The organism is Streptomyces sp. NBC_00162, assembly GCF_024611995.1.
GTDB lineage: Bacteria > Actinomycetota > Actinomycetes > Streptomycetales > Streptomycetaceae > Streptomyces.
The window spans coordinates 6,133,241-6,148,012 of the sequence record NZ_CP102509.1 but is presented as its reverse complement, the minus strand read 5'-3'; the positions used below and the strand labels follow the sequence as shown (position 1 = coordinate 6,148,012).

The window sequence follows — 14,772 nt, the reverse complement described above, 5'->3', positions numbered from 1 at the left end:
ACGGGCAGGTTAGACGGGGCCCGCCGGACACCGAAGCGGTGTCCGCCTTTTGGACACGTTTTTGGACACCTGCTCACGCGGCTCCGGCCGGGCAGTTCCTAATCCGCAAGGGCGCGCTACGGCTGTCCGGGTGCCGGGGCGGCCAGGACTCAGCCGAGGCGGGCCCGGACGCGCTTGGCGAGTTCCGCGGCGGCCGCACCGGGATCGGTGGCCTCGGTGAGGGCGCGGACGACGACGACGCGGGTGGCTCCGGCGTCCAGCACCTCGTCCAGATTGCCGCTGTCGATGCCACCGATGGCGAACCAGGGCCGGTCCTGCTCCAGCGAGGCCGCGTACCGGACGAGTCCGAGGCCGGGGGCGTGCCGGCCGGGCTTGGTGGGGGTGGGCCAGCAGGGGCCGGTGCAGAAGTAGTCCACGCCGGGCTCGGCGACGGCCGCGTCGACCTCGGCCTCGGCGTGGCAGGAGCGGCCGATGAGCACCTGCTCGCCCAGGATGGCGCGGGCGGCGGGCACGGGGATGTCGCCCTGGCCGAGGTGGAGCACGTCGGACCCGATGGCGTGGGCGACGTCGGCCCGGTCGTTCACGGCGAGGAGCTTGCCGTGGCGCCGTGCGGCCTCGGCGAAGACCTGGAGGTGTTCGAGCTCCTCGCCCGCCTCCATGCCCTTGTCGCGGAGCTGGACGATGTCCACGCCGCCGGCCAGTACGGCGTCCAGGAACTCGGGGAGGTCACCCTGCCGCTTGCGGGCGTCCGTGCACAGGTAGAGCCGGGCGTCGGACAGCTGCATGGGTGTACCCCCCGTGATGGAGGCGGTGTACGGACCGCCGGGGCCCGTACACCGCGGTGGAGCGGATGCGGATCAGGTCAGAGGGCGAGCGCCTGAGCGCGGCGCTTCACCTCCGTGCCGCGATTCTCGCTCAGCGCCTGCACGGGGGTGCCGGGCAGGGTCGGATCCTCGGTGAAGAGCCATTCAAGGATCTCCTCGTCGGTGAAGCGGTCGTCGCGCAGCACGGTCAGCAGGCCGACCAGGCCCTTGACGACCTTGTCGCCGTCGATGAAGGGGGCCGGCACCTGGAGGGAGCGGTTCTCGCCCCGGCGTACGGCGATCAGCTGCCCTTCCTTGACCATCTGGCGGACCCGGGTCACCTCGATGTCGAGCATCTCCGCGATGTCGGGGAGGTACAGCCACGAGGGGACAAGGGCATCGATCTTTGCGTCAATCTCGGTCACGGGGACAAGCCTGCCACCTCGGACAGGCGCCCGGTACCCGAGCGACCCGTCCGTGGACCGGCCCGGGCTACACGGGGGTCGACTTCAGCGGAACCGCCGGGTCGGCGACCTTGGCGGGGTCGACGGGGACGGCCGCCTCGATGAGCTTGCGGCCCTGTGCCAGGTCGCGGGGACGGCCGACGGCCAGGACCGCGACCAGGGCGCCTTCCTTCAGCCAGCACACCGACCAGTCGGGACCGGCCGGGTCGCCGCGCCAGAGCAGGGTGTCGGCCCCGCGGTGGTGTCCGGCGTACTGGACGAAGCGCCCGAACTGCTCGGACCAGAAGTACGGCACCGGGTCGTAGACCTCGACCGGCTCCCCGGCCAGGATGTTCGCGGCGACCGCCCGCGGCCCCTGGAGCGCGTTGTCCCAGTGGTGCACGAGCAGCCGGGTCCCGTAGCGGGCCGACGGGAAGGAAGCGCAGTCGCCGACCGCGTACACCCCGGGCAGCGTGGTGCGCAGGTGGGCGTCGGCGGTGACCGAGCCGTCGGGGCCCAGTTCCACGCCGGTCCCGGCCAGCCATCCGGTGGCGGGGCGGGCGCCGATGCCCACCACCACCGCGCCGGCCGACAGGACGCGCCCGTCCGCGAGCAGCACCCGGCCCTCCTCGACCCCGGCGACCTTCGCGCCGGTGATCAGCTCGGCGCCCGCCTCCGCGTACCAGCGGGCCATCGGCGCGGCCACCTCCGCGGGCAGCGCGCCCGCCAGGACCCGGTCCGCGGCCTCGACCACGGTCACCTCGCAGCCCGCCTCCCGGGCCGCGGTGGCGAACTCCGCGCCGATCCAGCCCGCCCCGACGACCACGATCGACGGCGCGGCCGCCAGTACGGGGCGCAGCCGCGCCGCGTCGTCCAGCGTGCGCAGCAGGTGCACGCCCGGGACCCCGCCGGTCCCGGGCAGGGTCAGCGGCTGCGCGCCGGTGGCCAGTACGAGGACCTCGTACGGGACCGGCCCCGCCTCGGTGTCCAGCTCGCGCTCGGCGGCCCGCAGCCCGGTGACCTCCGTGCCGAGCCTGAGTTCGATGCCGAGCCCTTCGAAGTCCACGTCGAAGGCGGAGTCCTCGGCCTTGCCGAGCAGGACCGCCTTGGACAGCGGGGGCCGGTCGTAGGGCTGGTGGGGCTCGGCGCCCAGCAGGGTCACGGGGCCGGTGAATCCCCGCTCGCGCAGGGCGACGGCGGTCTGCACACCGGCCATTCCGGCGCCCACGATCACGACGCCGCTCTCAGTCTGTTCCGTCTGCTCGTTCACCCGGCCACCCTATTCATCTGACGGCCCGTCAGGAATAGGTGCCCCTTACCCGCCGTCCACGGCGGGGTTAGTCTGGCCACCGTACCTATCGCGGGAGTCCGGGCGCACCGGGCTGAGAGGGAGGCTGGACGGCCTCCGACCGTACGAACCTGATCCGGGTCATGCCGGCGAAGGGAGGGGCTGGACGCCCATGCACTCATCTCGAAAGGGATCCGACGTCCTCGTCATCGGGGGCGGGATCATCGGGCTCGTCACCGCCTGGCGGGCCGCCCGGCGCGGACTGCGCACCGTACTGGCCGACCCGGTCCCCGGCGGCGGGGCCGCCCAGGTCGCGGCCGGGATGCTCGCCCCCGTCACCGAGCTGCACTACGGCGAGGAGGCCCTGCTGGGCCTGGGCCTCGCCTCCGCCGCGCGCTATCCGGAGTTCGCCGCCGAGCTCGCCGAGGCGAGCGGCGGCCTGGACATCGGCTACCGCGCCTGCGGCACCCTCGCCGTCGCCCTCGACTCCGACGACCGGCTCCACCTGCGCGAGCTGCACGCCCTCCAGCGCCGCTGCGGCCTGGACTCGGAGTGGCTCACCGGCCGCGAGTGCCGCCGCCTGGAGCCGATGCTGGCCCCGGGCGTACGCGGCGGCCTGCGCGTGGACGGCGACCACCAGGTCGACCCGCGCCGGCTCGCGGCCGCCCTGCTGGCCGCCTGCGAAGGGGCCGGGGTGCGCGTCCACCGGGCGGCGGCGGAGCGGCTGCTGGTCACCGCCGACCGCGCGGCCGGCGCCGTCCTCGACGACGGTACGGAGCTGCGCGCGGACCAGGTGGTGCTGGCGGCGGGCTCGCTCAGCGGCCGGCTGGCGGGCGTACCGCCGGAGGTGGTGGCACCCGTACGGCCGGTGAAGGGCCAGGTGCTGCGGCTGTCCGTGCCCGCGGCGTACGCGCCGTTCCTGTCGCGGACCGTACGGGCGGTCGTGCGCGGCAGCCACGTCTACCTCGTGCCGCGGGAGAACGGCGAGCTCGTCATCGGGGCCACCAGCGAGGAACTCGGCTGGGACACCACGGTCACCGCGGGCGGGGTCTACGAACTCCTGCGCGACGCCCATGAACTGGTGCCCGGAATCACCGAACTCCCGCTCACCGAGACCCGCGCGGGGCTGCGCCCCGGGTCCCCCGACAACGCGCCGCTGCTCGGCCCGACCGACCTGCCGGGCCTGCACCTGGCCACCGGGCACTACCGCAACGGGGTGCTGCTGACCCCGCTCACCGGCGAGGTGATGGCCGAGCTGCTGACCACCGGCGAACTGCCGCCGATCGCGCGCCCCTTCACCCCCCGCCGGTTCTCCGCCGCACGTCAGGAGTCGTACGCATGACCATCTCCGTCAACGGCGAGCCGCGCGAGGTCGCGGCCGGCACCACGCTCGACGCGGTGGTCGCCACCCTGACCGCGGCCCCCTCCGGGGTCGCCGCCGCGCTCAACGAGACCGTGGTCCCGCGCGGGCAGTGGCCGGCCACGCCGGTGGGCGAGGGCGACCGGGTCGAGATCCTCACCGCGGTCCAGGGGGGTTGAGCGGCATGGCGGACGACCTCTTCACGCTCGGCGGCCGGACCTTCTCCTCCCGTCTGATCATGGGTACGGGCGGCGCCCCGAGCCTGGACGTACTGGAACGGGCCCTGGTGGCCTCCGGCACGGAACTCACCACGGTGGCGATGCGGCGGCTGGACCCGACGGTCCAGGGCTCGGTCCTCTCGGTCCTGACCAAACTGGGCATCTCGGTCCTGCCGAACACGGCGGGCTGCTTCACGGCGGGCGAGGCCGTGCTCACGGCCCGGCTGGCCCGGGAGGCGCTGGGCACCGACTGGATCAAGCTGGAGGTGGTCGCGGACGAGCGGACCCTCCTGCCCGACGGCGTCGAGCTGCTGGACGCCGCCGAGATCCTGGTGGACGAGGGCTTCACGGTGCTCCCGTACACGAACGACGACCCGGTGCTCGCGCGGAAGCTGGAGGACGTGGGCTGCGCGGCGATCATGCCGCTGGGGTCGCCGATCGGTTCGGGGATGGGCATCCGGAACCCGCACAACTTCGAGCTGATCACGGAGCGGGCCGGGGTTCCGGTGATCCTGGACGCGGGGGCCGGCACGGCCTCTGACGTCGCCCTGGCCATGGAACTGGGCTGCGCGGCTGTGATGCTGGCGTCCGCGGTGACCCGTGCCCAGGCCCCGGCGCTGATGGCCGCCGCCATGCGGGACGCCGTCTCGGCGGGGCGCCTCGCCCATCGCGCGGGGCGCATCCCACAGCGCCGCTTCGCCCTCGCCTCGTCCCCGAACACGGGCCTCCCGGCCCTGGACCCGGAACGCCCGGCGTTCTGACCTGCGGGCCCGCGGCCGGGGAGGCCCTCTGGGGCCGAGCCGTGCGAGCGACGCCTCGAAAAGGCGTCGGGTGCGTCACAGCTGGGCTGCAAGCCTGACCCGCCCCGGCCGGGGCACGCCGTCGCGCCAATAGAATCGCCGGGTGGATACGACCCTGGATGACCCCCTCGTCGGGCGCGTGCTCGACGGCCGCTACCGCGTCGACGCCCGCATCGCGGCCGGCGGCATGGCCACGGTCTACCGGACCGTCGACACCCGCCTGGACCGCGTACTGGCCCTGAAGGTCATGCACCCGGCCCTCGCCGCGGACGCGGCCTTCGTCGACCGGTTCATCCGGGAGGCGAAGTCCGTGGCCCGGCTCGCCCACCCCAACGTCGTCGCCGTCTTCGACCAGGGCACGGACGGGCCGTACGTCTACCTCGCCATGGAGTACGTCTCCGGCTGCACCCTGCGCGACGTGCTCCGCGAGCGCGGCGCACTCCAGCCGCGGGCCGCGCTCGACATCCTGGAGCCCGTACTCGCCGCCCTCGGCGCCGCCCACCGGGCCGGCTTCGTGCACCGCGACATGAAGCCCGAGAACGTCCTGATCGGCGACGACGGCCGGGTCAAGGTCGCCGACTTCGGGCTGGTCCGGTCCGTGGACTCGGTGACCAACACCACCGGCTCGGTCCTCGGCACCGTCTCCTACCTGGCTCCCGAGCAGATCGAGAACGGCGTCACCGACACCCGCGTGGACGTCTACGCCTGCGGTGTCGTGCTCTACGAGATGCTCACCGGCTCCAAGCCGCACACCGGCGGCTCCCCCGCCCAGGTGATCTACCAGCACCTCCACGAGGACGTACCACCGCCGTCCGCCGCCGTCCCCGGTCTCCCCGTCGGCCTCGACGAGCTCGTCGCGCAGGCCACCTCGCGCAATCCGGAGCTGCGCCCCTACGACGCCGCCGCCCTGCTCGGCCTCACCCTCGAGGCCCGCGTCCAGCTCAGCGACAGTGAGCTGGACGCCGTACCGCCGCAGGCGCGCGCCGAGGAGCGGTCGGCCACCGAGGACCGCACCGGCGTGATCCCGCGGCCGGTGGCCGTGCACCAGCCCGTGCACCAGACCTCCCGGCTGCAGGCTCCGCCGCCTCCCCCCGCCCCGGCGGCTGCGCGCAGGCCCCGCCGCGGCATGCTCCTGGTCATCGCGGGCGTGCTGCTGGCCCTCGGCCTCGGCACGGGTGTCTGGTACATCAACTCCGGCCAGTTCACCAAGGTGCCCAACCTGCTCGGCAAGACCGAGGAGCAGGCCAAGTCCCAGCTGTCTGCGGCCGGCCTCGGCGTGAAGCGGATCGAGCGGAAGTTCAGCAGCTCCTTCGACCGCGGCACCGTGATGAACACCGATCCCCCGGGCGGCCGGCGGATCCGCGGCAACGGCGCGGTGACGCTCACCATCTCCCGCGGCCCCGAGGTCGTGGCCGTGCCCAACCTCAAGGGCCGCCCGCTGGAGGAGGCCAAGGCCGAGCTGGCGAAGACCGGGCTGGCCCCCGGCATCGTCACGCAGGCATTCAGCCAGGACGTCGCCCAGGGCTCGGTGATCAGCTCCGACCCGGTGGGCGGCGAGAAGCGGGCCCCGGACACGGCCGTCGCCCTGATCGTCAGCAAGGGCCGCCCGGTCCCGGTCCCCAGCGTGGAAGGCCTCCCCTTCGAGCAGGCCCGGGCGACGCTGGACGGCCTCGGCCTGAAGGTGGCCACGGCACCCGAACAGGTCAACGCCCCCTCCCCGGCCGGTACGGTCGCCAACCAGTCGGTCGGCGCCGGAACCCAGGCCGCGGCCGGGGACACCGTGACGCTGACCGTCTCCAAGGGCCCCCGCCAGCTCCCCGTCCCGGACGTGACCGGCCAGGACGTGGACGCGGCCCGCAAGGCGCTGGAGGGCGCGGGCTTCAAGGTGAAGGTGGAGCGCCCGTTCCTCTCCTTCAGCAAGACCGTGGAGTCCCAGTCGGTGGCCGGCGGCCAGAACGCCCCCGAGGGCACCACGATCGTCATCAAGACCAAGGGGCTGTGAGCAGCGGTGATGCGCAATCCGGTGGGCGGGCACGTCCCCGTCGCGGGCGGGCTCGCCTCGGTCGGGCTGACGTACGCCCGCGAGATGGGCGCCGAGGCGGTCCAGGTCTTCGTCGCCAATCCGCGCGGCTGGGCCACCCCGGTCGGCAATCCGGCGCAGGACGAACTCTTCCGGGCCCAGTGCGCGGCCGAGTCCGTCCCGGCCTACGTACACGCCCCGTACCTGATCAACTTCGGCTCGCACACCGAGGCGACCGTCGAGAAGTCGGTGGAGTCCCTGCGCCACTCGCTGCGCCGGGGCCGGCAGATCGGTGCGCTCGGGGTGGTCGTCCACACCGGCTCGGCCACCGGCGGCCGCCCGCGCGAGGCGGCGTACGCGCAGGTCAGGGAGTACATGCTGCCGCTGCTGGATGAGCTGACGCACGACGACGACCCGTTCCTGCTGCTGGAGTCCACGGCCGGGCAGGGCTCGTCGCTGTGCTCGCGGGCCGAGGAGTTCGGGCCGTACTTCGACGCGCTCGACCACCATCCGAAGCTGGGGATCTGCCTGGACACCTGCCACATCTTCGCGGCCGGACACGATCTGGCGGAGCCGGGCGGGACGAAGCTGACGCTGGACCTGCTGGTGGACACGGTGGGCGAGGGCCGGCTGAAGCTGGTCCACGCGAACGACTCCAAGGAGGGGGTCGGCGCGCACAAGGACCGGCATGCCAACGTCGGTCAGGGCCACATCGGCCGCGAGGCCTTCGCCGAGCTGTTCACGCACCCGGAGATGGCGGGCGTACCGCTGATCATCGAGACCCCCGGCGGCAAGGAAGGGCACGCGGCGGACGTGGCCCTGCTGAAGGAGCTGCGCGGCCACGAGTGACCGGCCGATCCTTGAGGAATACCCCAGGGGGGTATACGGTTCTGTCCTATCGGCGGACCCGCTACCCGGCTGTACCCATCAGGGGGTCGACATGGAGCACGCACACCACGCACAGGAACACGGTCACGGTCAGGACCACCAGGGCCACGAACAGCACGGACGCGCCAGCTGGGCCATGGCCGCCCGCGCCACCCTGCACTGCCTCACCGGGTGCGCCATCGGCGAGGTGCTCGGCATGGTCATCGGGACCGCGCTGGGCTGGGGGAACATGCCGACGATGATCCTGGCGATCGCCCTCGCGTTCCTCTTCGGCTACGCCTTCACCCTGCGGGGGATCCTCGCGGCAGGGGTTGACCTCCGTACGGCCGTCCGGGTGGCGCTCGCCGCGGACACCCTTTCGATCGCCGTCATGGAACTGATCGACAACGGCGTGATCGCCCTGTGGCCGGGCGCGATGGACGCGCACCTCTCGGAGCCGCTGTTCTGGACGGTCCTCGCGATCTCGCTCGCGGCCGCCTTCGTGATCACGGTCCCGGTCAACAAGTGGATGATCGGCCGCGGCAAGGGTCACGCGGTCGTCCACCAGTACCACTGACGGGCCGGGCGGGCCGGACGGGCCCTACAACTCGGGGCCGTCCCCCGGCTCCTCCTGGTACGAGAAGCGCTGCTCGCGCCAGGGGTCGCCGATGTTGTGATAGCCGCGCTCCTCCCAGAAGCCCCGGCGGTCGGCGGTCATGTACTCGACGCCGCGGACCCACTTGGGGCCCTTCCACGCGTACAGGTGCGGGACGACGAGGCGCAGCGGGAACCCGTGCTCGGCGGTGAGCAGTTCACCGCCCTGGTGGGTGGCGAAGACGGTCCGCTCGGAGGCGAAGTCGGCCAGCCGCATGTTGGAGCTGAAGCCGTACTCGGCCCACACCATCACGTGCGTGACCTGTGGCGCGGGCGGCGCCAGGGCGAGGATCGTACGGGCGAGCACACCGCCCCATTCGGCGCCCGTCATGCTGAATTTCGTCACGCAGTGCAGGTCCGCCACGACCGACTCGAACGGCAGCGCCGCGAACTCCTCGTGGTTCCAGCAGTGCTTGTCACCGTCGGCCGTCGCGCCGAAGACGCGGAACTCCCAGCGGTCGGGCTTGAACTTGGGTACCGGACCGTAGTGGGTGACCGGCCAGCCCCGCTGCAACCGCTGCCCCGGTGGAAGCTCCGACTGCTCTGCTCCCGGAGATTCCCGGCTTTCCGGCTGACCCATGAGTCCATGGTGACAGACTTGCCGGGGTGGTCATGACCAGGTCTGGGCCGATTCGGGCAAGTCACGGTAACTCCCACTAAGGAGGCACTTACTGGACGGCCCCCAGTGGCGGTGCAAGGATGCGCGCAATCCCCCGGCCACGGCCGGGAGGTACCCCCAGCCCCGTCATTGATGACATTGCCTGGAAGGAGCCTCTGCGATGCAGGGCGACCCCGAGGTCCTTGAGTTTCTGAACGAGCAGCTGACCGGTGAGCTGACGGCCATCAACCAGTACTGGCTGCACTACCGCATCCAGGACAACAAGGGCTGGACCAAGCTCGCCAAGTACACGCGTGAAGAATCCATCGACGAGATGAAGCACGCGGACAAGATCACCGAGCGCATCCTGATGCTCGACGGCCTGCCGAACTACCAGCGCCTCTTCCACGTGCGGGTCGGGCAGACGCTCACCGAGATGTTCCAGGCGGACCGCCAGGTCGAGGTCGAGGCCATCGACCGGCTCAAGCGGGGCATCGAGGTCATGCGCGGCAAGGGCGACATCACCTCGGCCCGCCTCTTCGAGGAGATCCTGGAGGACGAGGAGCACCACATCGACTACCTCGACACCCAGCTGGAGCTCATCGAGTCACTGGGCGAGCCGCTGTACATCGCGCAGCTGATCGAGCAGCCGAGCTGACCGGACGCCGGACCGGGCGTGGGCTAGGCGGCTTCCGCGAGCACGGGCTCGAGCGAGGGAACGGGAGCAGTCGCGGGCGACACGTCGGCGGCGAGCACGGCCGCCGCGTTACCCTTCTCCATCAGCTCCCGGCGCGGGCACGCACCGCGGCCGAGGATGCCCTGGATGGCGCGCACACAGGAACCGCATTCGGTGCCGGCCTTGGTGGCCGAGGCGATCTGGCGCGGGGTGCAGGCCCCGGCGGCCGCGTGGTCCTTGACCTGCTTGTCGGTGATCCCGAAGCAAGAGCAGACGTACACGCGGTTCACCTCCCTGGGCGGTGGTTCGGCGAGCCATCCCCTATTCGGTGAGGCTTACCTAACCGTACCCAAAGTTAGGCAACCCTAAAAGCCCCTCATGCGACAGTGGGGCGCGGATCACATCGATCCGCGCCCCACTGTCGTACGAAGCTACTTACTGATCCCTACTGGTCGCGGTACATCTCGGCGACCAGGAACGCCAGGTCCAGGGACTGGCTGCGGTTGAGCCGCGGGTCGCAGGCCGTCTCGTAGCGCTGGTGCAGGTCGTCGACGAAGATCTCGTCGCCGCCGCCCACGCACTCGGTGACGTCGTCACCGGTGAGCTCGACGTGGATGCCGCCCGGGTGGGTGCCGAGACCCTTGTGGACCTCGAAGAAGCCCTTGACCTCGTCGAGCACGTCGTCGAAACGGCGCGTCTTGTGGCCGGAGGCCGCCTCGAAGGTGTTGCCGTGCATCGGGTCGGTGACCCAGGCGACGGTCGCGCCCGAGGCGGTGACCTTCTCGACCAGCTCGGGGAGCTTGTCGCGGACCTTGTCGGCGCCCATGCGGACGACGAAGGTCAGCCGGCCCGGCTCGCGCTCGGGGTCCAGGCGGTCGATGTACGTCAGCGCCTCGTCCACCGTGGTGGTGGGGCCGAGCTTGATGCCGAGCGGGTTGGCGATCTGCGAGCAGAACTCGATGTGCGCGTGGTCCAGCTGGCGGGTGCGCTCACCGACCCAGACCATGTGGCCCGAGGTGTCGTACAGCCTGCCGGTCCGCGAGTCGGTGCGGGTCAGCGCACCCTCGTAGTCGAGCAGCAGCGCCTCGTGGCTCGAGTAGAACTCGACGGCCTTGAACTCGGCCGGGTCGGTGCCACAGGCCTTCATGAAGTTCAGCGCGTTGTCGATCTCCCGCGCGAGCTGCTCGTAGCGCTGCCCGGACGGGGAGGACTTCACGAAGTCCTGGTTCCAGGCGTGCACCTGGCGCAGGTCGGCGTAACCACCGGTGGTGAAGGCGCGCACCAGGTTCAGCGTCGAGGCCGACGCGTGGTACATGCGCTTGAGCCGCTCGGGGTCCGGGATCCGGGCCTCTTCGGTGAAGGCGAAGCCGTTGACGGAGTCGCCGCGGTAGGTCGGCAGGGTGATGCCGTCGCGGGTCTCGGTGTCCTTGGAGCGCGGCTTGGAGTACTGGCCCGCGATGCGGCCGACCTTGACGACGGGCACGGAGGCCGCGTACGTCAGGACGGCGCTCATCTGGAGCAGCGTCTTCAGCTTGGCGCGGATGTGGTCGGCGGACACGGCGTCGAAGGCCTCGGCGCAGTCGCCACCCTGAAGGAGGAACGCCTCGCCCTTGGCGACGGCTCCCAGACGGGCGCGCAGCTGGTCGCACTCACCGGCGAAAACGAGGGGAGGATACGACTCGAGGTCCGCGACGACAGCGCGCAGAGCCTCGGCATCGGGGTACGAAGGCTGCTGCGCCGCGGGAAGGTCTCGCCAGGTCGCCTTGGCGGCGGGGGCTTGGTTTTCAGCGTTCACGGTCACCTCGTACACATTACGGCGTCATTCGGCCTGTCCAGCCTTGCGACCACCTGATGAGACAGAAGCGGCTCGAAGGTTGACGAGGCCCGAAAATCCGGAATCCATGGTCATTCCGCGCCCTGAGACACATACACCGCCCGGGAGCCGTTCTGGGCTAAGGTGCGCAGCATGTACGCGTACTCGAACCAGAACTGGTGGTGGCCCGCTCCCGGCGGCCCACTCCTCGCGCGTACCTGAAGACACGACCGACGCGAAGGCCGCCCCGAGGGGCGGCCTTCCGCGTTCGGTGCAAGGACACCGTCCGGGCGGGGCCGCTCCTCCCACCGGAAGGACGCCCCTGCGAATGAACCTCAGCCGACTGCTCGACGACTCCTGCCCGCCGTTCGCCCTGCTGCGCCGGCGGACGCCCGGCCGCGACCACGACACCGTCGAGGTGCTGCTCGGCGCGGTCCATGAGGCCGAGCGCCTCGCCGACCTGCCCGTCGGAGAGCTGCCCACCCTCGCCCTGGTCCCCTTCCGGCAGATCCGGGAGCGCGGATTCGACGTACGCGACGACGGCACGCCACTGAGCGTGCTGGTCGCCGAGGAGGCGTACGAGATCCCGCTCGCCGAGGCGCTGGACGCCCTGCCCGCCCACCGGGTCCGGGTCGAGGGCGGCGGCTTCGACGTCCCCGACGCCGCGTACGCGGACACCGTCGAACGCGTCATCCGGGACGAGATCGGGCGCGGGGAGGGCGCCAACTTCGTCATCCGGCGCACCTACGAGGGCCGGATCGACGGCTTCGGCCGGGCCGACGCCCTCGCCCTGTTCCGGCGGCTCCTGCTCGGCGAGCGGGGCGCGTACTGGACCTACGTCGTCCACACGGGCGGGAGCACGCTGGTCGGGGCCAGCCCGGAGGTCCACGTACGGATGTCGGGCGGCACGGTGGTGATGAACCCGATCAGCGGCACCTACCGGTATCCCGCCGGGGGCCCGACGGCCGAGTCGCTCCTCTCCTTCCTCGGCGACCGCAAGGAGACCGAGGAGCTGTCGATGGTGGTCGACGAGGAGCTCAAGATGATGTGCACCGTCGGCGACATGGGCGGGGTCGTCGTCGGGCCCCGGCTGAAGGAGATGTCCCACCTCGCGCACACCGAGTACGAGCTGCGCGGCCGGTCCTCGCTGGACGTGCGGGAGGTGCTGCGGGAGACGATGTTCGCGGCGACGGTGACCGGCTCGCCGGTGCAGAACGCCTGCCGGGTGATCGAGCGGTACGAGACCGGCGGCCGCGGCTACTACGCGGGAGCGCTGGCCCTGCTCGGACTCGACGCCGCCGGGGCGCAGACGCTGGACTCCCCCATCCTGATCCGCACCGCCGACATCGACGGGGACGGGGTGCTGCGGGTGCCGGTCGGCGCCACCCTCGTACGGCACTCCGATCCGGCGGGCGAGGTGGCGGAGACGCACGCGAAGGTGGCAGGGGTGCTGGCGGCGCTGGGCGTTCGGGCGGCGGCGCCCCGCCCGGCCTTCGAGGGGGCGCGGCTGGCGGACGATCCCCGGGTGCGGGCGGCCCTGGCGGCCCGGCGGGCGGACCTGGCTCCCTTCTGGCTGCGCATGCAGGAGCAGCCGGCCGCGCTGACCGGCCACGCGCTGGTGGTGGACGGCGAGGACACCTTCACCGCGATGCTGGCTCACGTGCTGCGGGTGGCCGGGCTGGAGGTGACCGTACGCCGCTACGACGACCCGGGACTGCGGGCGGCGGCCCTGGCCTGGGACGGGCCGGTCGTGCTGGGCCCGGGCCCGGGGAACCCGGCGGACGCGGAGGACCCGAAGATGCGGATGCTGCGCGGGCTGGCCGGCGATCTGCTGGCGGGGCACCGGCAGGGGCTGGTCGGGATCTGCCTGGGCCACGAGCTGCTGGCGGCCGAACTCGGGCTCCCGCTGGTCCGCAAGGCGGAACCGGCGCAGGGGGCACAGACCCGGATCGACCTGTTCGGGGAGCAGGAGGTGGTCGGGTTCTACAACACCTACACCGCGCGCTGCGACGACGCCGCGGCCGCTGACCTCGCCGCGCGGGGTGTCGAGGTCTCCCGCGACCCCGCCACGGGCGAGGTCCACGCCATCCGCTCCGCCGCGGCCGGCTTCGCGGGGGTCCAGTTCCACCCGGAGTCCGTCCTCACCCTGCGCGGCGCGGACCTGCTGCGCGAGCTCCTGACGGGGGTCATGGCCTACGGAGCCGGGACGAGGGTGTTCTCGGAGCGGCGGCCGGCCAGGTAATCGGCGACGTTGGCGACGGTGGTGTCGATGATCTGGCCCACCGCGTCCGTCGTGTAGTACGCCTGGTGCGAGGTCACCACCACGTGCGGGAACGTGACGAGCCGGGCCAGGGTGTCGTCCTCGACGGGTTCCAGGGACTTGTCCAGGAAGAACACCCCGGCCTCGGCCTCGTAGACGTCGAGGCCGACCCCGGCGAAGCGGCCCGCCCGCAGCTCCGCGACCAGCGCGTCCGTGTCCACCAGCCCGCCGCGGCTGGAGTTCACCAGGATCGCGTCGTCCCGCATCAGCCGCAGCGCTGCCGAGTCGATGATGTGGTGGGTGGACTCCAGCAGCGGTACGTGCAGGCTGACCAGGTCCGAGGAGGCGAGCAGCTCATCCTTGTCCACGTACTTCATGCCGAGCTCCACGCACGCCGGGTTGTGCGCGACGTCCCAGCCCAGCAGGTTCATCCCGAAGCCGTGTGCGATCCGGGTGAACGCCTCGCCGATCTTGCCGGTGCCGAGCACGCCCACCGTCCGGCCGCGCATGTCCCGGCCCATCAGCCCGTTCAGCCGGAAGTCGAAGTCCCGGGTCCGGTTCGAGGCCCGGACGATGCGCCGGTTCACGGCCATCGCCAGGGTCCACGCGAACTCGGCCACCGAGTAGGGCGAGTAGTACGAGACCCGGCTGACCGTCATGCCCAGCTGCCGGGCCACGTCCAGGTCGATGTTGTTGAAGCCCGTGGAGCGCTGGGCGATCAGCTTCGTCCCGCCCGCCGCCAGGGTCCGCAGCACCCGGCCGTTCAGGTCCGCGTTCACGCTGGAGGAGACGATCTCGTAGCCGGCCGCGATGGGCGCGGTGTCCTCTCTCATGAAGACGTCGAGGCAGCGCACCTCGTGCTGCCCCGCGAAGGCGCGCTCCAGGAGCGGCCGCTCGTCGGCGGTCACACCGAATGCCAGGATCTCCACGCTCGCTCCCGTACGTCGTCCCCCATGGGCCGTTTGTCACCAT

The 14,772-nt window shown here is 72.0% G+C and carries 15 protein-coding genes and 1 riboswitch; of the genes, 8 read left to right on the top strand and 7 right to left on the bottom strand.

Annotation, left to right across the window (positions count from 1 at the left end; genetic code table 11):
- Positions 1–149: 149 nt before the first annotated feature.
- The 3 genes from thiE to JIW86_RS28495 all read right to left on the bottom strand — a co-directional run bounded on the left by thiE (position 150) and on the right by JIW86_RS28495 (position 2,516).
- Positions 150–785 carry a thiamine phosphate synthase gene (gene thiE / locus JIW86_RS28505; protein WP_257556692.1) on the bottom strand — a complete coding sequence of 212 codons (636 nt, stop codon included), beginning with the start codon at positions 783–785 and terminating at the stop codon, positions 150–152.
- 77 nt (positions 786–862) lie between these two features.
- Positions 863–1,228 (bottom strand): Rv2175c family DNA-binding protein, encoded by a 366-nt coding sequence (locus JIW86_RS28500; RefSeq protein WP_215146428.1) that lies wholly within the window; start codon positions 1,226–1,228, stop codon positions 863–865.
- A gap of 67 nt (positions 1,229–1,295) precedes the next feature.
- On the bottom strand, positions 1,296–2,516 hold the full coding sequence (locus JIW86_RS28495) for an NAD(P)/FAD-dependent oxidoreductase (RefSeq protein WP_257556691.1): 1,221 nt from the start codon (positions 2,514–2,516) through the stop codon (positions 1,296–1,298).
- A gap of 80 nt (positions 2,517–2,596) precedes the next feature.
- Positions 2,597–2,709: riboswitch (TPP riboswitch) on the top strand.
- On the opposite strand from JIW86_RS28495, the gene thiO reads away from it, so the two are divergent.
- The 6 genes from thiO (at position 2,707) to JIW86_RS28465 (ending at position 8,376) form a co-directional block, all read left to right on the top strand.
- Positions 2,707–3,876, top strand: a complete 1,170-nt coding sequence (gene thiO / locus JIW86_RS28490; RefSeq protein ID WP_257556690.1) for a glycine oxidase ThiO — start codon at positions 2,707–2,709, stop codon at positions 3,874–3,876. Its footprint overlaps the riboswitch before it by 3 nt.
- Positions 3,873–4,073, top strand: coding sequence for a sulfur carrier protein ThiS (gene thiS / locus JIW86_RS28485; protein WP_215146425.1), 201 nt, complete (start codon positions 3,873–3,875; stop codon positions 4,071–4,073). Before thiO ends, thiS begins: the two co-directional genes overlap by 4 nt.
- 5 nt (positions 4,074–4,078) lie before the next feature.
- Entirely contained in the window at positions 4,079–4,873 is a 795-nt protein-coding gene (locus tag JIW86_RS28480) for a thiazole synthase (RefSeq protein ID WP_215146424.1), read from the top strand.
- Between the two features lie 142 nt (positions 4,874–5,015).
- The gene (gene pknB / locus JIW86_RS28475; protein ID WP_257556689.1) at positions 5,016–6,914 is read left to right on the top strand and encodes a Stk1 family PASTA domain-containing Ser/Thr kinase; all 1,899 of its coding nucleotides are present in this window, start codon (positions 5,016–5,018) and stop codon (positions 6,912–6,914) included.
- Positions 6,915–6,923: 9 nt separating this feature from the next.
- Positions 6,924–7,781, top strand: a complete 858-nt coding sequence (locus JIW86_RS28470) for a deoxyribonuclease IV (protein WP_215146532.1) — start codon at positions 6,924–6,926, stop codon at positions 7,779–7,781.
- 91 nt (positions 7,782–7,872) lie between these two features.
- Complete coding sequence (locus JIW86_RS28465) at positions 7,873–8,376, top strand: DUF4396 domain-containing protein (protein ID WP_257556688.1); 504 nt, start codon at positions 7,873–7,875, stop codon at positions 8,374–8,376.
- Between the two features lie 24 nt (positions 8,377–8,400).
- On the opposite strand, the gene JIW86_RS28460 is transcribed toward JIW86_RS28465, so the two are convergent.
- Positions 8,401–9,033: a sulfite oxidase-like oxidoreductase gene (locus JIW86_RS28460; protein ID WP_215146421.1), complete on the bottom strand. Its 633-nt coding sequence runs from the start codon at positions 9,031–9,033 to the stop codon at positions 8,401–8,403.
- Between the two features lie 199 nt (positions 9,034–9,232).
- Here JIW86_RS28460 and bfr point away from each other — a divergent pair, with 199 nt between their 5' ends.
- Positions 9,233–9,709 carry a bacterioferritin gene (bfr, locus tag JIW86_RS28455; protein WP_030010525.1) on the top strand — a complete coding sequence of 159 codons (477 nt, stop codon included), beginning with the start codon at positions 9,233–9,235 and terminating at the stop codon, positions 9,707–9,709.
- Between the two features lie 23 nt (positions 9,710–9,732).
- Here bfr and JIW86_RS28450 read toward each other — a convergent pair whose 3' ends face one another.
- Together JIW86_RS28450 and JIW86_RS28445 are read right to left on the bottom strand one after the other, a co-directional pair.
- Positions 9,733–10,008 (bottom strand): (2Fe-2S)-binding protein, encoded by a 276-nt coding sequence (locus JIW86_RS28450; protein WP_257556687.1) that lies wholly within the window; start codon positions 10,006–10,008, stop codon positions 9,733–9,735.
- Positions 10,009–10,172: 164 nt separating this feature from the next.
- Positions 10,173–11,537, bottom strand: coding sequence for a class II 3-deoxy-7-phosphoheptulonate synthase (locus tag JIW86_RS28445; protein WP_215146419.1), 1,365 nt, complete (start codon positions 11,535–11,537; stop codon positions 10,173–10,175).
- 331 nt (positions 11,538–11,868) lie between these two features.
- On the opposite strand from JIW86_RS28445, the gene JIW86_RS28440 reads away from it, so the two are divergent.
- Entirely contained in the window at positions 11,869–13,782 is a 1,914-nt protein-coding gene (locus JIW86_RS28440) for a chorismate-binding protein (RefSeq protein ID WP_257556685.1), read from the top strand.
- Here the strand turns inward: JIW86_RS28440 and JIW86_RS28435 are convergent.
- Positions 13,734–14,729, bottom strand: coding sequence for a 2-hydroxyacid dehydrogenase (locus JIW86_RS28435; protein WP_257556684.1), 996 nt, complete (start codon positions 14,727–14,729; stop codon positions 13,734–13,736). The genes JIW86_RS28440 and JIW86_RS28435 overlap by 49 nt on opposite strands.
- Positions 14,730–14,772: the final 43 nt, after the last annotated feature.